Raw genomic sequence first — 25,948 nt, 5'->3', positions numbered from 1 at the left:
TGAGGGTCGCAGAAGATGACTGCGTTGATAGGCTATAGGTGGAAGTGCAGTAATGTATGGAGCCGAGTAGTACTAATCGCCCGACAGCTTCCTTTTTTCTTTTAACCGCCCCCTCTCCTCTGGAGAGGTTGGGAGAGGAAAAGAAGTCTACGAAATAGTTAAGCAGTATACTATGTTATACCTTGAACTTATGAGTAGTTGAAAGCGAAGACTGACGCTTGACAGGATTAATTTTATTATTAGCAAACAAGGTCTTTGTAGCTCACAAAGAATCCCGCATGCCGTTACTGGCTGCATCTCTTATCACTCTTGTTGATCGTACACTAAAGTACTCGATCCCGGAAGGGGTCACAAGACTTTGGTGGCTATTGCGGGCAGGATCACCTCTTACCATTCCGAACAGAGAAGTTAAGCTGCCCAGCGCCGATGGTACTTGGACATTGATCCCGGGAGAGTAGGTCGCCGCCAATTTATGAAAGCCTCGCTTGCAACCGCAAGCGGGGCTTTCTCCGTTTATAGAAAGGCCTATCGAACAGACGGTTTTCTAGCGCAGGTTACCCATCGAGCTACGGCCACCTTCTAACCCTCCGCCAATCTTTAAGCTAGTTTGCCCGTTATTAGTAAGTCGGGCCAATCCATTAGCGCCAGCGCCCGTCGTATCTTAAGGCAGAACTTACGACCATGCTTCTACTGATCATCACCGCAACCCTTTTATCCCTCTGGTTCTTTCGGGCCAATTTTAAGGACGGCACCCTCTGGATGCTCGCCACCTATCTAGGCGTCGGGCTACTGCTCTGGAACGACTACCAGGCCGTGTCCACTATGAACGATGCCTTGCCACGCATTGTCCGGGATTTCATCCTCTTGGGGATGGTTGGCTTCGTTCAGAGCCTCGCGGTAGCTAAACGAATCAGCATCGTCACGGCGATTGTTATTCTCTTCTGTCTCTTCGCGGGCGCTTACTTCCTCAACGAAATGACCGCGGGCGATTCGGCTCCTTCCAGCAACGCTGATGCGGTAACTACGAGCATTTCGCCATCTGGTAACCAATTGGCGAGCGACGGAGAACTCCTCGTTCAAATCAACCACCAGTCTGGTTTAGCTGCCTTGAAGAAATTGGCTGCGGATAATCAGTGGGAGATTTCCCCGGCCTTCCAGCCCCAATCCCCCGGGATCACCGAACTTGATGATTTCTACACCGTGGACATTGAAGGTGACATCGCTACCGCCGAAGCAATCCTGACGGGGGCGAAAGGGATAATTTACCACGAGCCCAACGAGATGATCACGCTGGGGCCACTTGATCTTAATGCCATCCCTGGCGAAGCTGAGCCCGCAAACAACATGTCCATCGATGACCCCTTCACTAATATGCAGTGGGCCATGCGCGTACTCAACATGGACGACTATTACCGGACGCTCAGTGATCTCAGGCCCAAAAAGCTGGCGAAAATTGCCATCCTCGATACCGGCGTCGACGCGCAGCACGAGGATTTGAAGGACAACTACATCTCCATCGAAGGGAAGTACGATAATGACCCTGTAGGCCACGGCACCCATTGCGCCGGGATTGCGGCGGGCACCACCAACAATTCCATCGGCATCGCTTCCCTGGCCGGCAACGGTGCGCAGCCCTTCGTGGAAGTGACCAGTATCAAGGTCCTTAACGCAGCGGGTATGGGCACTCAGAAATCCATCGTCGCCGGTATCATTGAAGCTGCCGATGAGGGCGCCGACGTGATCAGTCTTTCCCTCGGGGGCGCCAGCAACGGTAGCCGCCAACGTGCCTACAGCCAGGCCGTGAAGTACGCCCACGATAACGGGGCCATTGTGGTCGCAGCCGCCGGCAACAGTAACATGGACGCTTACAACTATTCTCCGGCAAACGCGGATGGTATCATCACCGTCACCGCACTGGATGAATACTTAATGCGGGCCCCCTTCAGCAACAAGGTTAATCGGCTTCAGCGAGGCATTGCCGCGCCGGGCGTTGCCATTTACAGCACGACGCCCAATAGCACCTACAATACCTACAGTGGCACCTCCATGGCTTGCCCCTTCGTAGCCGGCCTACTGGGAGTAATGAAATCCCTGGATCCGGACATGCAGGCCGCCGAAGCATATTCCATCCTGCAACGAACCGGGAAGGATGTCCCGGATGGGGCTGCTACTGGTCGGGTAGTTCAGCCCGCCGCCGCGGTGTCCGCTACCATCAGGTAACAACACGGCGAGTAAACTACCCAGGCGGGTGGGGGAAGCACTAAGTGATGAATCTACTTTTGGTACTCACCAAAACACATTCATCATGATGGTATTATCCTGGCTACGCCAGAACATTTACGTACGCATCGTGTGCTCGCTCATGGCGGTCACCTTGCTCTTTGCCGTGACGGATTCGTCCGCACTACCACCGCCCGCCAAGAAGTATTCGGGCGAAGAACTTTTCACCTCCCTGCTCCTGATGGACGGCGAGATCGCCAAGCGCGTACCCGGCTTGATGACCGTCAAGCGTCAGTTTGCCGAAGGGCTTGGCGACGGAGCCATGCGCCGCGACGGAGAATTCGCTAAGTCGTTGGTGAGCCACATCAAAAAGACCTCACCCGAGTTCTTCCCCAAGTTTGCCGCAGCCATGCAGAGTGGAGACCGTAAGCGGATCAACGCCGGCCTCAAAACGATGGGCTTCCCGCTGATGGATTACCTCAAGCACCAAAAGCAACTGCCCAAAAGCCTGCGTGATTCCCGCCAGTTCCAGGCGCTCGTGAAAGGCATGCAGAGCCATCTGCGCCAGAATCAACGCAAGCTACTGCTCAAGGAACGCGCCTACAATACACCACTGATGGTGTATACCCTCACCGAGTACTTCGAGCAGCAGGAAGATCGCTTGTTGGAGGGGCATAGTATGCCGGGAAATCCACTTCCCTTCCCTCCACTCGAAAAAATTCCGCCGCCCAAACTGCCTCCAGTTGATTGGCCAGCGATTGACGACGGTACCATCTCACCTTTTCCGCCTCAACTTGGTGGGGATATCATGGTACAGCAGATGGTGCATTTTCAGGATAACCCCGGCGTCAGTGTAGTCGTGGAGGAAGAGGTCGCGTTGGTGGCCTACGTCGCGGGCATCGTCGCTGTCGTTGTTCTTGTCTTTGCCATTGACATCACGCCTTTCCAGGATGATAAGGCGGGTTCCATGTTTCAGGAATCCCTGGTCAATGACATTGCGCGTAATCTAGCCATCTAATGAAGGTGGCAGATTCAACGGTTCTGGTAGCGACATTGGTCGCTACCGGAGCCATTGCCGCGCTTTTGGTCGGTTCACTATTTGTGGCCGTGATGCCGTTCAACCCGATCTCTCCAAAGTTGGAGGTTGGTAATGACCTGAAAAAACTCTTCCCGGAAGGCTGGGCCTTCTTCACCCGCAACGCCCGCGAGGCAGACCACTTCATTTATCGCAAATCAGACCAAGGTTGGGTACTCTACGATGCGCCGTACCCCAACGCGAAGGCAGCCAACTATTTTGGGCTTAATCGTCGGTCCCGGGCCGCCAGTACGGAAATGGTGATCCTCATGAGCCAGGTCCCCTCCAGTAAGTGGGTGACCCACGAATTACCCTTCACCGCAGCCAGCATCTCTGCCGTCGACACCGTGAGTAGCGTACCACTCGTCAATACCGTCCGCGTACCCATGCTCTGCGGAGAATTAGCCATCGTCAGAGCGAAACCGATTCCCTGGACCTACCGCCGGGGCGGCCAATCACTCATCCCGGAGTTTGATATCCTCTTCCTTACCAACAACTGCGAACAGCCATGATACACCGGATTGCACACCAATTGTCAAACTACCGGCCCTGGACGAACACCCTCGGCCTCGCGCGGACCCTCATTGCCTTAGGCACCTTACTCACAATGCTGTTCAGCCCGGCGGACGTGCTGTTCCACGAAGTAGCCAATCAACCCACCACCCTCAGTTGCGACGGGCTCTTCGGGTATAGCTTGTACTGCGTGCTACCCTTTTCTACCCAGACGAGTATCTACCTTAGCTGTGGCGTCTTGGTCTGGGTCATTTCTGGTTACCTGCCACAACTCTCCGGTTTTTTCCACTGGTGGGTAGCGGCTAGCCTGATTTTTTCCGGCACGGTGTTAGAAGGCGGCGACCACTTGGCCGCGATCCTCTGTCTCTTATTGTTGCCCGTGCTGTGTCTGGACCCGCGGCCCAACCATTGGAAGAAAGTGAAGGCAAGCGAAGCACTTGGTCGCAAAGCCCGCCGCATCGCGGCCTCCGTATTCCTGTGGTTAATTCGCTTGCAGATGGCCGTCGTCTACCTCCACGCTGCCATTGGCAAGCTGGCGGTCGAAGAATGGCTAAACGGCACGGCAGTGTATTACTGGTTTACCGATTCTTCGATCGGTATGGTCGATTGGATGGAGCCTATCGCGCTGCCTTTATTGCTGAACCCATTCATCGTGGCACTCATCACCTGGGGCTCCGTCTGCTTGGAATTGACCTTGTTTGCGGGCTTGTTTATGAGCAACACGAATAAAAGACGGCTCTTCCGTTGGGCCCTTCTGTTTCACGTCGCCATCGCTGCTATCCACGGTTTGATCGGCTTTGGCCTGATCATGATCGGTGGTCTCGTACTTTACCTCCTACCGCTTGATCAACCGGTCAGCTTACCGAAGCTCAGTCAGGCGCGGCCAGGTAGTAAGCACGTCAAAACCATACCGGCTTGATGTCGGTAGCTTTTTTGCTGGAGAAAGTCTATACTCATCAATACCCAGAGCGTACCTTGTCAGTACATGGACTTACAACTAAAAGACCGCCTTTTTGCCGTCGGTGGAGCAACCAGCGGCCTCGGCAAGGCAATCGTAGAAGCCCTGTTGGCGGAAGGCGCCAAGGTGATCGGCATCGCGCGTACGAAATCAAAGCTGGAGGAGTTGGGCGCTGCCGCAGGTACCGGGTTTGAGGGGTACGCCGCCGACCTCACGGATGCGACGGCCGTAAAGAATTTGGCCGGCTACTTGAATGAGCGGGAACTCTACGGTTGCGTATTCAACGCCGGCGGCCCCCCCACCGGGAGAGCGGATGAACTGGAGATGAAAGATTGGGACCACGCGTACCAGGGGACACTCCGGTGGAAAATTCAGTTGACCGCCGCCCTCTTGCCCGGGATGATTCAGCGCGGTGGCGGACGGCTACTCTACCTCGAAAGCGTCTCCATCAAGCAGCCCATCGATAACCTGGTACTCAGTAACGTCATGCGCGCCGGAGTCGCCGGCTACGTCAAAACCTTGAGTCGGGAGGTGGGAGAGCAGGGGATAACTTGCAATATCCTGGCACCCGGCTACCACGCCACTCCGCGCATTACCACGGTGCTGAAGAAATCAGCCGAAATACAAAAGATGAAGTTGGAGGAGGTGGAGGAACAGTTCACTGCCGAAACCGCCGTCAAACGTTTGGGAGACCCAAAGGACTTTGCCGCCATGGCCCTATTGCTCCTGTCACCTTCCGGAAATTACCTGACGGGCCAAACCATTACGGTGGACGGCGGGTTGGTTCGCCACATCACCGGCTAATGAATATGTACGTAAATAAAGATCAGGACCTCCCCCTCGTCGAAGTATTCCCTGGTATTCTTGGGCATATCATTCACACCGAAGCTTGCACCATTGCGGATTTCCACATCAAGGCGGGTACGAGGCTGCCGTTACACCATCACCCACACGAGCAAACGTCCACTATTCTGGAGGGTAAATTTGAGTTCACGGTCGACGGCGTCACGCGCAAATGTTATGCTGGAGATGTTGCCATTATGGCCTCAACCGTTCCCCACGAGGGGGTAGCGTTGACGGACTGCCGAATCCTTGACGTGTTTCATCCGGTCCGGGAAGATTACCGGGCACTCACCAACTCCGCACGATGAAAATCTATTACCTGGGCACAAAACCCGTAGACTTTCCCTTTGAGCTGGACTGGCGCAAATGGGGTGGGGGGCCTATCTACGAATTCGATGCCCTCGTCATCTTTGAAGGAAACAGTGATCTGAGCAATGCGGATCAGGACAAAGCTCTCCTGGCCCAGGCGCACGGCCGGCCCGTCCTTTACTTTGGCCCTGAGGATAGCGCCGCCAAGTACCGGCCGAGTCTGAGTTACCCAGCGTTCGACCCTGGGCAGGTATCTACCTACGAAGAGCGCCTGGGGCAATTACCCCGCACCAATTACCGGGCCATCGACTGTAACTTTTACGACAACTTCGAGGCGGCCATCGTACAACGCAGGCCCGTCCGCCTGGTCTTCCTGCAAGCTGATGGAAGCGAACAGCGCGCCGAAACCAGGCTGTTGGACACGAAGACCCACCTCACCGAGGAGTACGTGCAGTTTCGCGACGGCACCTGGCTGCGGTTGGACCGCATCAAGTCCGTCGACGGTATCGCCGCAGGATCAAGTTGTAGTTTTTAAGCCGGGGCTTCCACGTAACTAAGGCTACGCGCAGCTTACTTGCCTACCTCCATCGCACCCGCGGCAGCGCCCACTTGGCGCTGTTTTGGAAGCATCAATTGATCTTGAGGTAACCTACGGCGTACGAATCCGCGTCGTTTCGTTGATCCAACAACCGACGGTGTAGGAGCCGCCTACTTCGAGGCCGCGCTGAAAAACGTCGGCCTTGGAGGGCATGAACCGGCTGTACTGGTTGATGAGCTTATTCGCCTTGCCAGCTACGGAAGAATCGATGCTCTTGGCGCGCTGCCACATGTCGATGGCGGGCCAGGTGACGACCTGTGAATTGAAGCCGGTACCGGAACCACAGAGTGGACCACTACTCGCGTAGAGCGTACCGATGAGCATGTAGGGCTCACCGGTCGTAGGGTCATTCTGGGCGGCCTGGCGCGCGAAGGACCGAGCCTGGCTGAAGTTGCGCAGATCGCGGTAGTAGATCTTCGCAACCACCATTTGGTAGCGTGACTTCTTCTCAGCTTCCGGAATATCGGGGATCGCCTCGCTGATGAGCCGGACTGCTTCGGAGGAGTTACCAGCTTCCATGGCATCGTACCCGGCGCGCACCTTGGCCACCCAGGTGCCGGCTGCGGCGGAGGGTGCGGGTGTTTCGCGGCACTTGCTCGTGAAGGCGTTTTTGAGCTCCGTCATTTCCGGGGAATCAGTTGCGCAACCACCGAATTTGAGGCGGCTGTAGGCGGTGGTGATGGCGTCACAATCATCCGGGTTGTCCTTGTAGTTCTGCAGGTAACGGTCTACGAAGTACTGGCATTCGTAGAAGCCCTTCACCGTTTCAAAGTAGCGCAGAGCGCTGGGAGCGTAGGCGTCGATTTTGTTCCAGGGGTCGCATTCTGACCCTTTACACTCTTTAAGGCCTTTCGCGAGGCGGTACTGTAGTTTGGAGACTACTTCCTTCGCTTCCGTGTCGGTGATTTTGCCGTCCCGGTGGAGGTTGACGGCCAGGCCCGCCGTGGGGTTGATAATGAAGTACTGCAATTTGTCCTGCCCGTCGATCTCAATGCTTTCCTTGAACAGGTCGAACATCTCTTCGTCCGTCGCCGAGCCGGGGTAGGTGTAGTAACTATCGAAACCCTGGATGGCCGCCATGTAGCCGTTGCCGGGGTAGCACTCCCGCGCCTTGGCGTAGATCGTGAGTAAGGTATCACCGTAAGCATCCTTGCGCTCCGGGTTTTTCTGGATCAGGTCATTGTACATAGCGATGCCGTCGGTGAATACGGTGCTCCGCCGTCCGTCCGCTGCGGGGGAAGCGGCGTAGACTTTGCGCCACTGGGCCATCGCCTGGGTCATTTCTTTTGCTTTGAACAGTTGGCGGTAGATGACGTAGTCCGTCTCCGCCTGGTCCGGATTGGGCGTATCACTGAATTTGTCGCAGGGGCTCAGGGTCTCTCCCGGTTTTTGGGGCTTGGAAACCGTAGTGCTCGTCGTCGCGGGCGTGGTGACGGGTGCCGTTACTTTGGGAGTGCAACTGGCGAAGAGCACGGTGATGATGATTGCCGGGAGGAAGCGGAAACTTTGCAGGAAATGCATACACTGGGAAGGTTTAAACCGGAGAAAGCTGGAAATCAACTTTTCCCGGCGGGGCTCATTGAGAGATGGGCAGCGAAAAGATAGTATTTTTGCGCCAAGATTTCACGGTCGGGCTTCATTACCCGGAACGAAGGAAGCGAGGTCGGTGAATAGTATTCAGCTGCCTTGTTGTAGCAGCGTAGCTACGTCACTTTTGTTCGTGAAATCAACTTTGCCAAGTTTAGCGTTTACCCCATACAAAACTCCAACATGAAGAAGCATAACTTTAGTGCCGGGCCGGCCATCCTCCCCGCATCCGTACTCGAACAAGCCGCCGATGCCGTCCGAGATTTTGATAACTCCGGCCTGTCCATCCTGGAAATCAGCCACCGGAGTGCTGGATTCACTAAAGTCATGGAGGAAGCAGAAGCACTCGTCCGTGAATTGCTCAACGTTGGGGACGATTACGGCGTCATCTTCATCACCGGTGGCGCTAGCAGCGAGTTTTTCCTTAGTGCGATGAACCTGCTTAACGAGGATGAAAAAGCAGGGTACGTAGATACCGGCGCTTGGTCCGCCAAAGCTATCAAGGAAGCCAACCTATTTGGGAAGGTAGAGGTACTGGCCAGCAGTAAGGACCAGAATTATAACTACATCCCCAAAGGTTACGACATTCCCGCAGGGCTGAAGTACGTTCACCTCACCAGCAACAATACCATCTTCGGCACCCAGCTTAAGGAGTGGCCCGAAACGGATGCTCCCCTCGTTGCCGATATGTCCAGCGATATCTTCAGCCGCCGCCTGCCGTTGGAGAAATTCGGCATCATCTACGCCGGCGCGCAGAAGAATATGGGCCCCGCCGGCGTCACGCTGGTCATCGTAAAGAAAGACCTACTCGGCAAAGTGAACCGAGAGCTACCTTCCATGCTAGATTACCGTACGCACATTGCTAAGGGCTCGACGTTCAATACACCACCCGTATACCCAATCTACGTTAGCATGCTGACCATGCGCTGGGTAAAGGAGCAGGGTGGCCTGGTAGCCATGGAGCAACGCAACGCAGCGAAGGCGAAGTTGCTCTACGATGAGATCGAGCGTAACCCCAAATTCGAGTGCACCATCCCCAACCCGGAAGACCGCAGTCTGATGAACGTCACCTTCAAACCGGTGAACGAGGATGACGCAGCTGCTTTCATGGAGGCCGCCGCGGCGAAGGGCGTAGATGGCATCAAAGGTCACCGCTCCGTTGGTGGTTTCCGGGCAAGCATTTACAATGCCATGCCGATTGAAAGTGTGCAGGTACTCGTTGACGTGATGAAGAACTTTTAAGCGTCAATCAGGCCTCGTCAAAGACCTCGTGGGCAAGCCTTATAAGACGTTCGTCCTCTTTAGCGTGACGTTCGTCGAGAAATCCGCCCCGGTTAGCGTTAAGGACAACATAAATAGCCGAAACGCTTTATCTTAGTAACCCACACAAAAGCACATTGACCATGACCCGCCAACGCATCCGTTTTACCTCCGTCGCTTTCATCGCCGTACTGGCCATTAGTGGTATGAGTTTGGGCTTTCTCGTCGGCCGGTCGCACCAACAAGATGTGCAGGGTGCTTCAGAACAGATTCAGCAAGTTTCCGCCAACGTGCAGTCGGGTGGAGCTACCATCAGCAGAATCGTTAATGGCGTTCGGCACATGCTAATTCAGTGAGTTTGCTGAACAACTAAGCTGCCCCTCTTTTGTGTACACTGCGGCGCGCTCGATCAACATCGGGCGCGCCGCAGTACGTTTACCCCAAAATCCAAGTGAATTGACTATTTACCGCGGCCTTCTTTGCGACCTAGACGGCACCCTCGCCGATACCGAACCCGCCCACTGCTCCGCCTGGCTCGATGTTTTGAAAGATGACCACGGGCTGAATTTCGACGAACACTGGTTCGAACAATTCATCGGTACCAGCGACCACTTTCTGGCCGCGCAAGTGATTCAAAATCACGACTTGGCCATCAGCGCTGCGGACCTGATCTCGAACAAACAAAGCCGTTTTCACGAAGCGGTTCGTACCGCCGGCAAAGGCTTCCCTGGTGTAGAAGAGGCGCTCGCCTCAGTCGTCAATGTCGGCATCCCCCTGGCGGTGGCTACCAATAGCGGACGCTCGGACGCCGCCGTCGTCCTGCCAGCCATCGGCCTAGACAAATTTACCGACGTCGTCATCACCGCCACTGACGTGACGCACCGCAAACCCGCTCCGGATATCTACCAACTAGCGGCGCAGCGGTTGGGGCTGCCACCCGAACAGTGCATCGCCATTGAAGACAGCAATCCCGGTGGAGACGCGGCGAAAGCAGCCGGCTGCTACCTGATCGGTTTGAACGACGGCGTGAACGCTGCGGACGTGGTGATCCACGACAACGCCGCCGCCATCCGCCACGCACTTTCGCTGATCAGTCAGTGATCTTCTTTACTCCAGCACGAAGCGGATTGGGGTGCCAGGCAGTAGTTGGTAGAGGTTCGTCAACGCTTGGATATCCAACTGTAGAATACGGGGGTACCCACCAACGGTTTGGGCATCGGGGCCGAGTACGATGAGTCCGGTCGGCGTAAGTTGAATGGTGCCTGGCAGTACGGGGGAACTGAGCATCGAAAATAATCTGGTTGGAATTTCCGGGTGCGAATCGTCCTGGGATAACCGAATCCCTTGGCGGTCGGCGACGGGGCTTACCGTAAAGAGACTATCTAGAAAATATTTCCGCTTGCCTTCGGGCAGCCTTCGCCATTCGGGACCTACGTGCGCTTGGATGATTTGAACTGCTGACCGGTCGTAATAAGTAGGTAGGCGAATGAGTGACGTTTCATTTACTGCTATTTTACTCATCCAAAAGTTCCTGGGAAGGGTAGGTTTTGCCGAGCTAGATACTGTTGTTGTCAATGGAGGCTGTACGGCGTCTTTTCGCAACAAAGGCGAGATGCGCTCTGCTGTACCGTCCTTGACGTTCGATGTTGTCCGTAGTTGACTGGCTGCCAAATAAGCGTAACATCCGCTCCTGGACCAACTTCCCTTTAGCACATTCACGCACGTTAGATCGTGACGGACGTACCTCTCAATGGGCTGTCCGTTTAGCGTCCAGGTCACCTCCGCACCCGTGAGGGCGATGCTGGTTTCACCTTCGAAATGCCACTCTCCACCGCGGAGGGGAATTTCCAGGAGTTGATGCTGCGGCCCATTTCCTACTAACTCGTTGGCGGTCTTTGCGGCGATCGGGTCCACCGGTCCACCGGTAGGGTAGGCCAGGTGGCGGAGGCCGGTCCTTTTGGGTCCAATCAAGTGGGCACCTGCGGCAGCGCCTACGATCGTTAGTGTCGCTGGGTGATCCACGGGCCAGGATTTTTGAGGATGGATTGATAGGTGGACTCATCAACGGCTGTGAACCTGACTTGATCTCCGGCTTGGAGACTAACCGAAGCAGTGCCTGGCAAACTCGGAATGAGCGGCACCGGGCAGTGACCCAACTGGTGCCACCCCCCGGGAGACTCCGTAGGGTAGACGGCAGTTTGGGCGCCGGCAATGGCCACCGTGCCGGCCGCAACGTGTTTGCGCGGTGATGCTAATCGAGGTAGCTGTAAGCCCTCATCCAGGTCCCCCAGGAAGGCAAAGCCGGGCCGAAAACCCAGTTGGTACACCAGGTAGGTCCGCGCCGTGTGCTTTTGAATGAGCTCTTCGATGGATAATCCCTGACGATGCGCGACGTCGCCTAAATCGATGCCATTGTAATGAACCGGTAGGACATATTCACGTCCCGGAAATGATTCTACGCTACGGGGGGACCAATTGTACAAAGTCTCCCGTAGGCGATCGGTGGACCAATGGGGCGTCTCAAACACGAGTAGTAAGGAGGCGTAGGCGGGCACCGCTTCTTCGATGCCGGGCCAGCTCAACAGTGCGTGTTGATAGGTGTGTACGCCGTGGCTGATCTCGGGGTGGATGACCTGCTCCCACTCCAACAGCAAGGCCCGCTCGCCGTAGTTGAGGATGCGCCGCGGCTTACGCATTTATAAGAAATTTATAGATGTCCAGCAGCTGCTTCCGAATGGCCGCATTCCCGTACCGTTCACGCGCTATTGCTGACAAAGACTGACGCTGCTCCAGTGATGGACGTCCGGCATGGATTTGAGAGCTCATGGCGGCAACTAGTTGGTCTTTTGCTTCTACCTCAAATAGCTGGCCATGCTCCGTTGAGGTGATGATGCCCTCCGGTCCACCGGAACGCGTTGAAATGGCGGGTAGCCCACAGAGTTGGGCTTCGAGGAGGACCACCGACTGCGTTTCGAAAAAGCTGGTGAGCAAAAAGCAATCCGCCGCCCTCATCCGGTCGGCAATGCCATGGGCATCCGTTACCCCGAAAGTTGTGATTCGGCTGCGAACGAGTGCTCTGTGCTCGAGCGGGTGCTCGCGCAAACTTTCCTCAATGAGTTGGTCAAGTGTCTTCGGATCTCCATCTCCTCCGACCTGAAGTTGGCTGGTCGGCTCCGTGAGACAAAGCTCCGCGAAAGCACTGAGCAGCAAGCCAACCTGCTTATTTGGGGAAAAATCACTCACGTGCAGGAAGGTGAAACCGGTGGCTTCACGTTCTACTTCGGGTGGAAAAAAGATGGATTCATCGACCGGATTGGAGCAAATTGTAAGGTGGTCCTGAATGCCGTAGTGTTTTAACCTTTCGAGTAGCGCCTGACTAACGGGTAAAACCGCGTTGGCTTGATTTGCGGCCCGCACGGCGAGGTGGCGATCGGGCATCCGTAGTACCGGCCAGCGTTTGAACCAGCGGGACGCATGGGCGGAAATAACCAGCGGAATGCCCCAACGCTTGGCCAGCCGCGCGGCTACGATGCCACCGTCGATCAGTACGTGGGCGTGGATGAGTGCGTAGGAACCAGAAAGTTCTCGGATGCCCGCTTCCCAGGCGCGCATCCGGAAGAGCGTTCGGCGCGCCCGACCCGTCCCTGCCCCAAAGTACACGCGGATGGTATGAATGCCGTCCTCCTGAGTGGTGAGGACTTCGTGTAAGCCCCGTTCAAGTTGCTTATCCTCGATCACGGCCAGTACGGTAACTGCGTAGTCGGGTGCAACTAAGCGGGTCGTATTGGCCACGAAATTACCGTCGTGCCCATTCAGCCGATTAGGGTACCAAGGGGTAACAACGAGAAGTTGCGGGCGGGCCATAAGCAGTGTTCGGTTTCATACCTTTGCGCTCGCTAAGCTACTGTTTTATGACTGCCCGACTGTTCCTTTTTTGCTGCCTCATTTCGTTCGCCTTCAGTTCCTGCGAAACGCCGGATCAGGCGCTCACCGATACGCCCGGGTTTGCTCCGGAAGGGTATAAATTGGTCTGGAATGACGAGTTCAACTCCGGCCCTCTCCCGGATACGACCAAATGGGGGTACCAAACGGGTGGTTACGGCTGGACGGCCAAAGAGCTTCAAAACTATTTAGAAGCCGACCCGGATAACGTCAACGTTTCCAATGGTTTACTAAATATCACTGCGCGCAAGGAGAAGGCCCGTACCAACGATTATACCAGTACCCGGCTCGTCTCCAAGGGGAAGCAAGAATTCCAGTACGGCTACATCGAGGTGCGGGCCAAAATGGCAAAGGGGGAGGGTTTACGCTCCGCCTTCTGGCTGGTGGGCGCCGGCGTCAGTAAACTAGGGTGGCCCCACGCCGGAGAGATTGATCTGTTTGAACACTACGGTTCTTTCCCTACCGTCATCAGCGGCGCCGTCCAGACACAGGCTAATAATTGGGCCACTAGAAGCCAGGTCGGGGCTTCCGTGCAACAACCGGACTTTGAGGATGAATTCCACGTCTTTGGCTGTAAGTGGACGAAGGACGCGCTCGTCTTTTCCGTCGACGGTGCGGAGTACTGGACTTACACGCCCCGCCCCGGAAAGGGTAAAAGCGCTTACCCATTCGTAGCACCTTACTATATGGCCGCTACCTTATCCGTTGGTGGTATTCGCGGGCCCAACGCTAAGGTGGATGACTCAGCATTTCCCGCTACGATGTCGATCGATTACGTACGCGTTTACCAGCAGTAAACCATCTACTGGTCCTGACTTAAAGCAGCGGCCAGCTTAGATCGCGTTCCGCTACTACTAAAGGGGTATCCACTGTAGGCCATTCGATGCCTACCGTCGGGTCATCGTAGCGCAGGCCAGCCTCCGCGTCGGGCGCATAGTAGTTGTCGCATTTGTACGCGAAAGTGGCCGTTTCGGAAAGCACCAGGTACCCATGTGCGAAGCCGCGGGGTACGAACAGTTGTTTCTTGTTGTCTGCAGTCAACTCCACGCCGAACCAGTGGTGGAGGGTGGGGGAGCCGGGCCGTAAGTCGACGGCTACGTCGTAGACGGATCCCTCCACCACGCGCACGAGTTTTGCCTGGGCCGCATCACCGGTTTGGCGGTGCATGCCCCGCAGAATTCCCCTGGCTGAACGCGCCTGGTTATCCTGAACGAACTCATTTGTGATGCCCACTTCCTGAAAAGTCTTCGCATTGTAGGATTCAAAAAAGTGACCCCGTTCGTCGCCAAAGACGCGGGGTTCGAAGATCATCAATCCGTCGATGGGGGTAGCCGTAAAGGGCATAGATTCGTACTTGTGGGTGAGTTACCAACCGCGGTAACGGGGAGGGGTGTAGCCAAGCAGGCGCAGGTAAACCAGCGTTTGCGCCCGGTGGTGGGTGGCGTGGTCCTGCAAAAGATTGAAGACGACGCGTTTGCTTTTCGGCCCAGCAAAAAAGTCGGGTACGCTACTGTTCCAGGCTTCCTCGTTCAAGCGGCGGGCGGCCTTGGCGCCGAAGAAATAGGCTTTGGTGAGCGTAGCGGCGAGTTCGGTTTTGTCGGCGTCGTCGGCAAAGGTCGCGGTGATGGCTTTGCGGTCGAAGCCCTCCGGCGCGTGGATGAATTTGCCCGTCAGGAAGTAGATGTTCCCGGCCATGTGGTGAAACTGTTCGCGCAGCGTCATCTGGTCTTCAGTGGGGCGATAATCGAGGTCTTTCTCTTCGAGTAGCATTAGGGTTTCCAGCGTGTAGGCCAGGGAGTTTTCCCACTTATCTAACCACTCTTGCTGTGCCGGGAACGTCGTTTCGTCCACCCGTTCCTGCCGGGCAGGCTTGGGCGTTTCGCCGTTCTGGGCGCTGGCGCAGGTGCAGAGCAAGAAGGCAAGTAATACGGAAGGAAGAATACGCGTTGGAACCATGCCGCGAAGATAAGCTAGGAAGGGAACTCCGGATTTATCCTGGGCCAGGTACGACGGGGCCGGGGAATTACGTTCGGGTTCCTATCTTGTAGCCAGCTGTTGTCCACGGAATTGGAAGCAGGGTTCAACCTGGCCACTAAGTCAATCGTTGCTGCTCAAATCCGTTCCCGATTTTTCTTACTGATCCAAACGAAGCGTTAGTGAAATACTTTTTTACCCTCCTGGCCACGGTGGCCCTGGCTGGCGCGCTTTGTGCCCAGTACACCGGTGATAGCCTTTATTACCTCTACCCGACGGACACCATGTTGCTGAAGGTCGACGGTGCGTCCGCCAACCTGGTTTTTGAGCACCACTTGGCTCCTAAGCAGACCGTTTACGGCGCCTCCAAATTCTACGGTCGCAACGTCGAGGATTTTTACGCACTGAGCCCGGAGCTACGCCGCGGTTACGATGTGGGCGACGTCATCAAAGTCGCCATCGCCAAAGAATTGATTCGCTACGAAATCCCGGGGGATAGCTTGGCGTGGTTCGTGCCCGTGCGCTACCAATTGGCGAAGGGGGAGACGCTGTACGGCCTGGCCGTAAGGCGACTGGGTTGGTTGAACCCTGACCCCATCACTCGCCTGAATCCCGAGGTGGATCCCAGCCAACTGAAAACGGGCGCTACCCTGGTCATCGGTTATCTACCCATCAGTGGCCTCCCCTTCACCGGGAGGGTGTACGCAGATGCCTATCAGGCCCAGAACGCTCCCCTTCGCGCACTGTGGGAATCGCGTACTGCCGGCAAAGAGATGCCCTCCGAAAACGGCAAGGCAGCCTGGACGAAGAAGGGGGACCGGACGAAATTCATGGTGCTCCACCGCACCGCCCCCATCAACAGTGTCATTGAAATTGAGGACCCCCGCAGCCGCCGGACGCTGTACGCCCGCGTTATGGGTCGCATCCCCGAACAGATTTACAAGCCGGAGGTGATGTTGGTGGTGAGCCCTTTGCTCGTCAAGGCATTTGGCGTTCGGGACAAGTTGTTCTACGTCAAGACCCGTCACTTTTAGGGCAGGGAGGGCGAACACAGTTAACAAGGAATTGGCGTACTCTACAAATCATAAATTACTGTTAAGGAAATATAAGTTGCTGATTGTCAGTACTTAGTGATTGTGTGGGTGAACAACTATAGTTGTCGTTCCAGCGTTAATACACGGATACCCACCGCACATTTGATTATTTTTGCATTAGCTTTTGAGTTCAGCATTTCCGATTTGACCCTGGAATTTTTGCACCCTGGTAGTTGATTTTTTAATCCGCCACCTCATCAGAACGAATTTCACTTATGATCAAGCTATCATCCATTCTTTCACTCATCGTAGTAGCCCTATTCATGATGAGTGCGAAGTCCGCTGGTTTGTCTTCCACCATCACCAATTTCTTCTTCAGCCCTGCGGTAAGTACCGCTGAGGTCTGTGTGGAGGAAATTGCACCCGCTCCGGTAGTTTCTCCTGGTCTGCGCTCCCTTAAGGATGGCGCCTTAGAACAGCAATTGCGACAGCGTCTGCGCAAGAATCCAACCTGGAAACGGTTGATCGACCAGAAGCGCCTCTCCGTTGGTATCGTTGATATGAACGACGAAAATTGCGTCCGTTACGCTGCCGTCAACGGACAGCACATGATGTACGCCGCTAGCCTCCCTAAGATTGCCGTTCTCGCTGCAGCCCACGATGCCATTGAGCGCGGTGAGCTTCAGGAAACGGAAGAGATCAAAAAGGACATGCGCCTCATGATCGCCAAATCTAACAACGCCGCCACCACGCGCATGATTGACCGCGTCGGTTTCGAAAACATCGAGCGGACCATGACGGACCCTAACCTCAAACTCTACGACCCCGCTTACGGTGGAGGCCTGTGGGTAGGTAAGCGCTACGCTGCCGGTGGCCGCCGCCACCCAGATCCGATGAAGGGCATCAGCCACGCCGCTACGACTGAGCAGATCTGCCGTTACTTCTACAAGCTGCATAACGACGACCTCGTTAGCGAGACTGCCAGTGAAAAGATGCGTAGCTACCTCGTGGATCCAGAATTGCACCACAAATTCGTCAGCGTTTTGGACCGCGTTGCTCCCAAGGCCAAGGTCTACCGCAAGTCCGGTTCCTGGTCCACCTTCCACGCTGACGTAGCCATGGTACAGGGGCCAGAGCGCGACTACATCATGACTGCGTTGGTAGACGATGCCGCCGGCGAGCAGATTGTCCGCCAGATTGGTGCTGTCCTCGATAAGATGTTGGCCAGCTAGTATGGCTCGTATCCAGCTAGCGCGACCCGGCTTCCAAATCAGGAAGCCGGGTCGCGCTGTTTTACCCTGACCCATTTTCGAGTAGCCTAAGATGCCACGCAAATTTTAGGCTTGGCAAACACGGCTAAAAAGAGGGCGGAGCAGGTTGTACCTTAGCCCTTAGCGCCCAGCGCTGATTTCGTGCCACTAACTCCAACTCGGTATCCTGCCTATTCAACGATTTTTCGGTAAGTTATTGCGGGTGCGCCCGGGGGAGTGGGGGCCGGTGCTGCTGTTGCAACTACAGATCTTTTTGATCATCGCCGTGCTGCTCATCACCAAGCCGGTGGGGAGTGCCTACTTCGTCAATCGATTCGGGGCGGATGCCTTGCCGTACGCCTACATCGCTACGGCGATCGCGGCGGCCATTGTCAGTACACTCTACTCTTTTGCGGTTAAGTACTTCTCCATCCTCCGGGTGAATCTGTGGAGTTTGGGAATCTGTATGTCGACGCTTCTCCTGTGCGTTTTCCTGATCCCCATGCGGCATACGGAGGACTTCGTGGCCGTGGCGCTCTATCTCTGGGTGGCCCTGTTTGGCGTCCTGGCGGCCTCCCAGTTTTGGTCGATCGCCAGTATGGTGTTCGACATCCGCCAGGCGAAGCGGCTCTTTGGTCCGATTGGAGCTGGCGCTATCGCGGGCGGCATTGCCGGTGGGTATCTGGCGAGTATTCTGGCGGAAGCCGTCGGTATCCGCATTCTGCTGATCATCGCTGCGTCGATGCTTATTCCCGTGCTGCTGATCAGTTACTACGTGTGGCGCAGGTACGTTCTACGGCGTACGGGCACGCGATCGCAGCCGTCGAAAAAGGACGTTGCGCAAAAGGAGCCTCCGCATAAGCTCATCCTCAGTTCCCGGCATCTATTGCTATTGTGTGGCATCATTGGCTTCAGTGTCATCACGGCCAAATTGGTCGACTACCAATTCAGTGCTTTGGCTTCAGCCCGGTACGCCGATACGGACCGGCTGGCGGCCTTCTTTGGCTTTTGGTTCTCGACGTTTAACGTGGTGGGTTTACTCATTCAGCTACTCCTCACGCAACGGGTGCTGCAGCGGTTGGGGGTGAGTGGATCACTTCTGTTCCTACCCGCTGGCTTAGGGCTCGGGGCCATCATCATGCTGATCATCCCCACGCTGGGGGCGGCAGTATTTAGCCGGTGCGTTGACGGAAGCCTGAAGCAAAGCCTTCACCGAGCGGGCGTAGAGATGCTCTACCTGCCCGTGGATGCCCACGTCAAAAAGCGGATCAAGACATACATTGACGTATTGATTGACTCCGCGGCTGGTGGCATTGGCGGGCTACTGCTCTTATTCATGATCAACTCACTTGGTCTACGGCCGGCTCACATTAGCCCCTTTGTCCTGCTGTTTGCCCTTTGTTGGTTAGGATGTGTACTGGCGGTTAAAGAAGAATACCTGGACGCGTTTCGCCACCAGTTGGCCCACCTCCGGCCGAAGATCACCAAGGTCAAGAAAACCGTCAAACAGAATAATCACGGCGAGGTACTATCCGGTTTCCTGAAGGTACTGGAAGCCGGGGGGCAGGGGGCAACTGACACCGAGAAGCTGCTGTACGTACTCGACCGCACGGAAAACTTGAAGGATAGCCAGTTCCTCAAGCCCACGGAACAGCTGCTGTTCCACGAGAACCCAGTCGTCAAAGCACGGGCGCTGCATAACCTCTCCGTCAGCGGTGCTGTGGATATCTATGATCTCGTCGTCTTTATGTTGGAGGATAAGGAACTCGTCGTAAAAAAGGCAGCGCTGGAATATCTCATCAACAACCACTTATCCGAAGCAGAAGCCATCATTAAACGGCAACTGAACCACGACGACCCGGAAATCGCAGGCCTCGCACTGATTGACCTCCTCATTGAAACCGACGGTAACCGCACCCTGCGTAAGCGATGGAAGCTGGAAGACGTGTTCGCGGAGAAAGTCCTACGGCTGGATGAAATGCCTTCCGATCTCTCCTTCAAATGGCGCCTTCACCTTTTGGTGGCAGCGGGTCGGTCCGGCAGTACCCTGGGCAATCAGTTTATTGCCCGGGAGTTGAAGAGTAGCAATCCAGAGGTCGTCAGGGTAGCCATTATCGCAACGGGGGAGTCACTGGCCGAGCGGTGGCTCTTACCCTTGATTGACTTTCTCTCTAAGCCTGCCTTCCGCAAGCACGCCACGGCAGCCCTGATCAAATACGATCTGGCCTTCATCAAGATTCTCCCGAAGTACTTACGGGAAGCCGTCATTGACGTGGTGGATATGCGCCGTATTCCTTCTGTGATCGAGCGTATCCCCGACGCTCAAACGGTGGCCCTGCTCTTCAGCATGATGGATAAGTACCACCCCATGGATTTAGAATTGCGTATGGAGGTGCTGAAAAGCCTTAATGCCATTCGGCGAGATTATCCCTCACTGGGCATTCCCAAACGTAAAGTCGTCCGTTACCTCAAGCGTGAGGCCAAGAAGTACCGGCTCATCCAGAATCTCTACGCGAACCAGCAAGCCGTGATTGGGAACCGGCCCGACGAGGTGGGGAAGGGTAGGCAAGCGCTCGTCCGTTTGCTGAAAAAGCGAAAGGAAGGGGGCTTGGATCGCCTTTTCCGCTTACTCGGTCTCTACTATTCTCCGGAAGACATTATTCCCATCTATCGAGGCTTGGTGAAGGCGGGACCGGGGGTTCGGACCAGTGCCCTAGAATTTCTTGACAACCTATTAGATACCGATCTCAAGCAGATCATCATTCCGCTCGTGGAGACGGAGGTGCGGGATCGCCTCGCCGTTACTCATGGCAACAGTGGTTTATCGGGCGGAGAGCTCCGGGTGATGCAAAACCTCTACTTCTCCACCATCCTCAAGGGGAAGGACCAACGGCTGAAGGCCGCCGTCCTCTTTATTCTAGCGAATGATCCACAACCCGATCTTACACCCCTCATCCAATTGGCGACGAAGTCTCCTCACGCAAAGGTGCGGAAGTTGGCGGGGCAGGCATTGGCGCAACGGGTTACCGCATAATCAGGAGTAAGCAAAACTAGAAAGGGGCTACCAGTTATGGCAGCCCCTTTTCAGTGGTATGGCTATTTCGCTTAGCTCAGCTTAAACTTGACGGGCAATTTGTACTCAACGCGAACGGGCTTGCCCTCGTGGATGCCGGGCTTCCAGGAAGGGTTGTTGTCGTTCATCGCTCGTACGATACGGAGGACTTCCTCACCCGCGCCGTAGCCTACCTGGTCGCGGTAGATCGTTGGGTTCGAAATCATACCGTTCTTCTCGACGACGAAGGAGATCACGACCATGCCCTCCGCCTCCTTGGCTACGGCTTGCTTAGGGTAGACGATGCTACTGTAAACGTACTGCAGCATCGCTCGGTCGGCGCAGAATTTCGGGTCCTCGCCGTCGCCACACACGGCTTTGTAGAGGGGCATTTGGTCGACCTCTTCGAGGATGGGGTCGGTCTGGCCGAAGAGGCTCAAGCTGGCGATAAAGAAGGTAAACAGGACGTAGAATAGGGATCTCATAGGGAAGGGTTTTCCCGGTAGATGCGTATCGTCACCTTTTTGGTGGACGCTGGCTAACTTTCATTCGGTCACCCTTTTCTGCGTTCCATCCATTCCATCGCACCTGCGGCAGCGCCCAGAAATGATATGCATGCTATAACTCGGGTGCATCACCCAAATCTTCCGGTGGATCCTCGAATTTTTCCGCGCTGTTACGGATGAGGTTATCGATGCGGGTAGCCAGGAGTTGGTGATCGTAGGCAGAGTTTCTGCCCAGTACGTTGGTTTCGAGGGCGACCATATAACGCGTGCCGTCAGGTTGTTCTACGATGCAGAGGGAGTTCATGTAGTTCATGCGGTTGCCGCGGTATTTGCCGCAACTGGTGCCAGCGAGGCAACCATAGAGGGAGCCCGATTTGAAATACACCGCCGCGCTATCGAGGGCGGGGGCGTGGGCGTAGCGGATGCGGCGATCCGTCATGTACATCAGGCGCTTGATCTCGAGACTGGAAGCTGCGTCGGTGATCTTACCGCTTTCGAGGGCGACCATCCATTTCATCAGACCGCGGGGCGTACCGATACTGCCACCCTTGGGCGGAACGATGCCACTCGCACCACGGGTAAACATGGTGCCCAACCGCCACTCATCGTGGTGAATGCCCAGCGCGCGGAGTGGGCCGTTGACGACGTCTTCGGAAATATCCCGCAGCCGCCGGCGGTCGGTAGTGCGGAAGTATTCATCCGCTTCTTCCTGGGTGAGGTCCACGTATTTGGGGCCGAACACCCGCATCAAAATGGCCTCGCGCCAGACGATGCTCGCCGCGCCGTTATTGGATACGGAGAGCATGTGGTCCGCCCATTCGTAGACGGAGAATTCGTGGTCGGGGCGGGCCCGGGGCCGGCTGTAACGATCGGTTTCCGGATCGTAATCGGGAATGGTGTGGTGGTCGTACACCGCAAACTGATTACCGCGGACGACCTTATTCTTGAGTAACTCCCAGCGGGCATCTACGTCGTCGACGTAAACGTTTTCCAGCTCACACATGAGGGCGGTGATTACGGCGAGTTTACCGACGCTTCCCGGCTGGTAGCCGAGAGTAGCGTTCCGTTCCAGGTAGCGCGGTTCGCGGCCGTCGGTGATGTCCATGATCGCCAGCGAGTAGGCGCGGCCTCCGTTGGGAATCAGCTTTTCGAGTTCGGCCTCCAGGTCCGGGCTACGCGCAATCAGGTTGCTGTCGATGGGCCGGTCCATCAGGTTGAGGCGGATGTAATCGATCCCATGGCGGCTACCGTAGGGTAGGGTGCGGACGAGCTTCGCGGAGTCCATCCGTTGCAATCTGATGAGTCGGCGAATGTTGGTCCGCTCCACGCCACCCAGGATTGGGTAACCTTCAGCAGGTCGCCAAGGCATCAGCACGGCGAAGAACAGGGTAAGCGTGGCCGGGATGAGGTATTTTTTAAAATTCATAATGCTTTGCTCGGTAAGTCGATTAATGTAAAGTCTTGACCGCCAGTAATTTTGGCGGATTGAACGTATGCGTTAGATTGCCGCTTCCAGGTCAAGGTTGATGTCCGTTTCGGGTTGGGGGCTGATCTTTTCCAGGTAGTCTGAGGACTGCGCCCGTTGGTTCTCTACGAAGGGGCGGATCTGGAAGAGGTAGATCTTATCGTTCTGGAAACCAAGCTCCACGTCCCAGGGGATCGCGCCAGTTTCGCCGGTTGCTTCGGGCATGATCTCTTCTACTTTAACGGACAGGTTCCTAAGGTCCCGCAGGTTCTGCTCGCTCAGTACGCGCTCGTTGAACGGAGCTGGCACCATGATGCTACCCCCCGTGGCGGGCAGGCGGCGGTGCAGTCGTTCGCGGGCGGGAGTGAGTAGGGTATTGCCGCCAGCGTAGGGGAGGCGATAGGCCTCGGCGGCCTGGCCGTCGACGGCACCACCGGCACCGCGGCTAAAGGCAACGGTCACGTCGCCGTCCAATCCGGAATTGACGCCCTTGGTGATCATTACGCCGGAATAATCCACGTCCACGCTGGGGATGATTAGGATACTGGGGAATACGTTTTCGGGGTTCAACAGCAGGCGTTGGCGCCACTTGAAACTTCGCTCCGTGTAGGGGCTGGCCCAGACCTTGCGGATACCATTCATGATCTTCTCTTCCTCGACGGCGTTGAAGACGGTTAGGTTAAGACCAGCTCCGGTAAAGTCGGCCAAATCTTCCATGTTGGTGTCCGACCGGAGGAAGACGGGGACGCGGCCCAGGTCATCGCCCAGTACCGTACGGAAGCTATCCCGCAGGGCCCGCACCAGTTCGGGTTGGATCTGGATCTGCATGATGGCGTCCCGCAGGGTAGCCAGGTTGCGGAGAGAGAAGGATTCCACCGTGGCGGCGTCGATCCCGTTATCCTCCATGCCCTTAGCTTCCTTGAATTTAGCGTTGAGGAATTCCCAGTAGCTAACGCCGCCCTGTCCGGGCATCCGTTGGTTCATGTGGTCGCGGAAAATACCGAAGGGGATGACGAGGCCTTCCACCACTTCATTGGGGAAGAGCGCTTTTAATTGCCCTAGGTTAGCGGCTTTTGGTCCGGCAAGTTTGCCACTGTCCTTGCTGCGGATCTCCCGCATATTGAGCAGGCGGTTGACGTCCAGCCGAAGCGCGTCGGTAGGTACCGTGATGCGTTCGTTGCTGCGTTCACGGGTGGCGAAGAGTTCGGTTTCCTCGTCGGTCATTTCCGAGGCGGGGCGCATGTTGACGGTGCCGCGGTTGCTGACGGCGTAGAACATATCCTGGCCGTCGTATTTCTTGAGGGCGGCAAATTGCTCGTCGGTCAGGACGGCATTTGGGATGCCCAGGTTACGGGCCAGCAGTTGTACGTGGCTGACCATGTTGCCCTCATTTACGGTCGCGATTCCGCCGACGGGCTTTAGGTCCGCCGGTGGGGTGGCGAAGATGAAGATGTCGTTGGGGTTCACCTCCACTTCTTCGGGGTTACCCTCGATGACGTGCAACTTTCCACGGGCGTAGCCGGGGTTGAGACCCCGCATGGAACCCTGGTTCGGGAGGTCCAACACGGCGTTCTTCAGGTTACTTACGCGGGCCACCCAGTCGCCGAGTTCACCCACGGTATTGCCGAGGGGCAGCAGGACGGAGCCCCGGATGCGGTTATCCAAAAACCCAACGGCTTTGGGTTCGAATTCCAGGTAGCGCTCGACGTCATCGCCGAAGGTGGCGCGGTTGGTGCTCACGCCCCACTCCACGTAGCGGCGGGCGGCGTCGAGGTAGTCATTGGCGGCGCGGGGATAGACGTATTGGTCATTCGGGTCGCCGAGTTGGGTGGCGGCTTCGTTCCACTCCCACTCTTCCACGAAGCCAGCGCCGGCGGCGGCCTTGCCGAGGTAGCAGATCTTCTCCATCTGCTCGCGGGTGTTCTTCGGTTCCCAGTGGTGAGCGGTGCTGAAGATCAGGTTCTCGAGGGCGACACTGATATCCATCGGCTCCAGGCGCCAGTATTTGCTTTCGCCGATGAGTTCCTGGCGGATCTTCAGCATGAGGTCGGCGGCGGCGGTGATGCGGTCTTCGGCGCCCTCGGCGGGGTCGTCCTTGCTCATCCGGTGGTACTGCACGAAGGCAGCGATATCGTCCTGCAGTTTGCTCTTGGCGGAGGCGGGAATGGTTCGGTTGATGGCGTCGATGTCGGCCACGATGTCGCGGTCGACGTAGGCGGTGCGGATGTCGCGAATGAGGCCGCGCATTTTGTTGGCGAGGTCGCGGCGCTCCAGCTCTTCCTTGTTTTCGGCGAGGAATTTCTCGACGGCGTCCGCGTCCTTGCCTTCGGGTTGGCCGTGGATCTTGATCCGGAGCTCCATGAATTTGCCGTACTTATCGGCGATGGCTTTGGAATCGTTACGGACCTTCTGCGTCAGGTCATCATCCTTGCGGTGGGGGATGTCCTTCAGGCTTTGGCGAACGAGGTAGAAGTTTTCGCGGAGGGCTTCTTCCTTACCCATCATCCAGTTCAGGTAGTCGCGGCCCCAGGCCATTTCGTCCTCCACCTGGAAGGCGCCGCGGTAGTACTGTCCCTTGCGGTTGATCCAGCCGTCGTCGATGGCCGCCAGGTAATTCCCCAGTTGGTACTGGATCATCCTGCTGTGGTTCCGGTCGGCGTCCCAAAAGTCGTCCTTGTCCGTATTGGTCAGGATCTGTGCGAGGTAGAGGTGTTCGTTTTCGCCGAGTTCCACGATTTCCGGCAGGTAGCGGGCGTGTTGAAAGTTGTTTTTACTCGGCGTTGCGCAGCCTTCGCGGGGGTGGCGGTTACTTCCGTCAGCGCAGAACCAGCGGATGTCCTGGTAAGGCCCGCGGTCGCGTTCCTGGTACTCTTTGATGAGGGCGGCCACGTCGGTCTGGCCGAAGGCAGCCAGGCTCAGGGACAGTGCAAAAAAGGTAAGTAAGGCTCTGGTCGGCATCAAGATCGGTGTTGGAAAGCGTAGTGAGGGAAGTCCGTAAACCTAGAATCCTATTTTAGACTGGATGTTTGTTAACCAGTGGAATATGTCGCTGGACTCTTGGGGGACAAGTTAGATGGGGTAGGGCGCTGCCGCGGGTGCGGTGGAGACGGGGCGGCGTCCCCTGCGGGTCCACCGGCGATGGAAAGCGGTTAGGACTGGGCTTTTATTTAGAGGGTGAAAAGGACACCTGGATACCACCTCTTCAGTTGATGACGGTATCCCTCTGCATCAGGAGTTGTTCCATTCATCCAATATTGGTCCTAAGCTTTAGGGTGAATCCCATTCCCAATTACCTGACACCTGCGGCAGCGCCCAAATGGAAAGACTTAATTAGATGGACGAAAAAAAGAGGGGAGGTGTAA

At 56.2% G+C, this 25,948-nt stretch carries 23 protein-coding genes and 2 rRNA genes; 16 read left to right on the top strand and 9 right to left on the bottom strand.

The window, feature by feature from the left end:
- The 9 genes from A3850_RS17045 to A3850_RS17005 form a co-directional block, all read left to right on the top strand.
- Nucleotides 1-97, top strand: a 23S ribosomal RNA gene (locus A3850_RS17045); the annotation flags it as partial.
- A gap of 260 nt (nucleotides 98-357) precedes the next feature.
- Nucleotides 358-471, top strand: a 5S ribosomal RNA gene (rrf, locus tag A3850_RS17040).
- Between the two features lie 210 nt (nucleotides 472-681).
- Nucleotides 682-2,220, top strand: coding sequence for a S8 family serine peptidase (locus A3850_RS17035; RefSeq protein ID WP_068219299.1), 1,539 nt, complete (start codon nucleotides 682-684; stop codon nucleotides 2,218-2,220).
- A gap of 85 nt (nucleotides 2,221-2,305) precedes the next feature.
- On the top strand, nucleotides 2,306-3,238 hold the full coding sequence (locus tag A3850_RS17030; RefSeq protein WP_068219297.1) for a hypothetical protein: 933 nt from the start codon (nucleotides 2,306-2,308) through the stop codon (nucleotides 3,236-3,238).
- A complete protein-coding gene (locus A3850_RS17025; protein WP_068219295.1) occupies nucleotides 3,238-3,807 on the top strand; it encodes an SdpA family antimicrobial peptide system protein in 570 nt (189 codons plus the stop codon). Before A3850_RS17030 ends, A3850_RS17025 begins: the two co-directional genes overlap by 1 nt.
- Nucleotides 3,804-4,727, top strand: coding sequence for a sporulation-delaying protein SdpB family protein (locus A3850_RS17020; protein WP_068219293.1), 924 nt, complete (start codon nucleotides 3,804-3,806; stop codon nucleotides 4,725-4,727). The genes A3850_RS17025 and A3850_RS17020 overlap by 4 nt, the downstream gene beginning before the upstream one ends.
- Before the next feature lie 66 nt (nucleotides 4,728-4,793).
- Nucleotides 4,794-5,570, top strand: a complete 777-nt coding sequence (locus A3850_RS17015) for an SDR family oxidoreductase (RefSeq protein WP_068219291.1) — start codon at nucleotides 4,794-4,796, stop codon at nucleotides 5,568-5,570.
- A 5-nt stretch (nucleotides 5,571-5,575) separates the two neighbouring features.
- Entirely contained in the window at nucleotides 5,576-5,917 is a 342-nt protein-coding gene (locus A3850_RS17010) for a cupin domain-containing protein (protein ID WP_068219926.1), read from the top strand.
- On the top strand, nucleotides 5,914-6,453 hold the full coding sequence (locus A3850_RS17005) for a hypothetical protein (RefSeq protein ID WP_068219289.1): 540 nt from the start codon (nucleotides 5,914-5,916) through the stop codon (nucleotides 6,451-6,453). Before A3850_RS17010 ends, A3850_RS17005 begins: the two co-directional genes overlap by 4 nt.
- A gap of 114 nt (nucleotides 6,454-6,567) precedes the next feature.
- On the opposite strand, the gene A3850_RS17000 is transcribed toward A3850_RS17005, so the two are convergent.
- A complete protein-coding gene (locus tag A3850_RS17000) occupies nucleotides 6,568-8,037 on the bottom strand; it encodes a M48 family metallopeptidase (RefSeq protein ID WP_068219287.1) in 1,470 nt (489 codons plus the stop codon).
- A gap of 249 nt (nucleotides 8,038-8,286) precedes the next feature.
- On the opposite strand from A3850_RS17000, the gene serC reads away from it, so the two are divergent.
- From serC to A3850_RS16985, 3 genes are all read left to right on the top strand, one after another.
- Entirely contained in the window at nucleotides 8,287-9,345 is a 1,059-nt protein-coding gene (serC, locus tag A3850_RS16995) for a 3-phosphoserine/phosphohydroxythreonine transaminase (RefSeq protein WP_068219285.1), read from the top strand.
- Nucleotides 9,346-9,506: 161 nt separating this feature from the next.
- The gene (locus tag A3850_RS16990) at nucleotides 9,507-9,719 is read left to right on the top strand and encodes a hypothetical protein (protein ID WP_068219283.1); all 213 of its coding nucleotides are present in this window, start codon (nucleotides 9,507-9,509) and stop codon (nucleotides 9,717-9,719) included.
- Nucleotides 9,720-9,819: 100 nt separating this feature from the next.
- Complete coding sequence (locus A3850_RS16985; RefSeq protein WP_068219280.1) at nucleotides 9,820-10,464, top strand: HAD family phosphatase; 645 nt, start codon at nucleotides 9,820-9,822, stop codon at nucleotides 10,462-10,464.
- Nucleotides 10,465-10,470: 6 nt separating this feature from the next.
- Here the strand turns inward: A3850_RS16985 and A3850_RS19585 are convergent, their stop codons facing one another.
- Genes A3850_RS19585 through A3850_RS16970 form a run of 3 tightly spaced genes read right to left on the bottom strand, consistent with a single transcriptional unit; the run spans nucleotide 10,471 to nucleotide 13,227 of the window.
- Nucleotides 10,471-11,385, bottom strand: coding sequence for a hypothetical protein (locus A3850_RS19585; RefSeq protein WP_076639963.1), 915 nt, complete (start codon nucleotides 11,383-11,385; stop codon nucleotides 10,471-10,473).
- Nucleotides 11,364-12,059, bottom strand: a complete 696-nt coding sequence (locus A3850_RS16975) for an allophanate hydrolase subunit 1 (protein WP_068219276.1) — start codon at nucleotides 12,057-12,059, stop codon at nucleotides 11,364-11,366. The genes A3850_RS19585 and A3850_RS16975 overlap by 22 nt, the downstream gene beginning before the upstream one ends.
- A complete protein-coding gene (locus A3850_RS16970; RefSeq protein WP_068219274.1) occupies nucleotides 12,052-13,227 on the bottom strand; it encodes a glycosyltransferase in 1,176 nt (391 codons plus the stop codon). The genes A3850_RS16975 and A3850_RS16970 overlap by 8 nt, the downstream gene beginning before the upstream one ends.
- Nucleotides 13,228-13,274: 47 nt before the next feature.
- Between A3850_RS16970 and A3850_RS16965 the strand changes: the two genes are divergently transcribed.
- A complete protein-coding gene (locus A3850_RS16965) occupies nucleotides 13,275-14,102 on the top strand; it encodes a family 16 glycosylhydrolase (RefSeq protein WP_068219271.1) in 828 nt (275 codons plus the stop codon).
- 19 nt (nucleotides 14,103-14,121) lie between these two features.
- Here the strand turns inward: A3850_RS16965 and rfbC are convergent, their stop codons facing one another.
- Nucleotides 14,122-14,649, bottom strand: a complete 528-nt coding sequence (gene rfbC / locus A3850_RS16960) for a dTDP-4-dehydrorhamnose 3,5-epimerase (protein WP_068219269.1) — start codon at nucleotides 14,647-14,649, stop codon at nucleotides 14,122-14,124.
- 21 nt (nucleotides 14,650-14,670) lie between these two features.
- Nucleotides 14,671-15,261, bottom strand: coding sequence for a DinB family protein (locus A3850_RS16955; RefSeq protein ID WP_068219267.1), 591 nt, complete (start codon nucleotides 15,259-15,261; stop codon nucleotides 14,671-14,673).
- 200 nt (nucleotides 15,262-15,461) lie between these two features.
- On the opposite strand from A3850_RS16955, the gene A3850_RS16950 reads away from it, so the two are divergent.
- From A3850_RS16950 to A3850_RS16940, 3 genes are all read left to right on the top strand, one after another.
- Nucleotides 15,462-16,313, top strand: a complete 852-nt coding sequence (locus A3850_RS16950; protein ID WP_068219265.1) for a LysM domain-containing protein — start codon at nucleotides 15,462-15,464, stop codon at nucleotides 16,311-16,313.
- Nucleotides 16,314-16,588: 275 nt separating this feature from the next.
- Nucleotides 16,589-17,545, top strand: coding sequence for a serine hydrolase (locus A3850_RS16945; protein WP_231915345.1), 957 nt, complete (start codon nucleotides 16,589-16,591; stop codon nucleotides 17,543-17,545).
- Between the two features lie 241 nt (nucleotides 17,546-17,786).
- Nucleotides 17,787-20,597 carry an Npt1/Npt2 family nucleotide transporter gene (locus A3850_RS16940; protein WP_157501340.1) on the top strand — a complete coding sequence of 937 codons (2,811 nt, stop codon included), beginning with the start codon at nucleotides 17,787-17,789 and terminating at the stop codon, nucleotides 20,595-20,597.
- 71 nt (nucleotides 20,598-20,668) lie between these two features.
- Here the strand turns inward: A3850_RS16940 and A3850_RS16935 are convergent, their stop codons facing one another.
- From A3850_RS16935 to A3850_RS16925, 3 genes are all read right to left on the bottom strand, one after another.
- On the bottom strand, nucleotides 20,669-21,100 hold the full coding sequence (locus A3850_RS16935) for an energy transducer TonB (protein WP_068219261.1): 432 nt from the start codon (nucleotides 21,098-21,100) through the stop codon (nucleotides 20,669-20,671).
- Between the two features lie 133 nt (nucleotides 21,101-21,233).
- Nucleotides 21,234-22,547, bottom strand: coding sequence for a serine hydrolase (locus tag A3850_RS16930; protein WP_068219245.1), 1,314 nt, complete (start codon nucleotides 22,545-22,547; stop codon nucleotides 21,234-21,236).
- A gap of 72 nt (nucleotides 22,548-22,619) precedes the next feature.
- Nucleotides 22,620-25,544 carry a PEP/pyruvate-binding domain-containing protein gene (locus A3850_RS16925; RefSeq protein WP_068219244.1) on the bottom strand — a complete coding sequence of 975 codons (2,925 nt, stop codon included), beginning with the start codon at nucleotides 25,542-25,544 and terminating at the stop codon, nucleotides 22,620-22,622.
- Nucleotides 25,545-25,948 lie beyond the last annotated feature (404 nt).

Origin of the sequence: Lewinella sp. 4G2, assembly GCF_001625015.1 — a bacterium.
GTDB lineage: Bacteria > Bacteroidota > Bacteroidia > Chitinophagales > Saprospiraceae > Neolewinella.
This window is presented reverse-complemented; position numbering and strand designations above follow the sequence as displayed.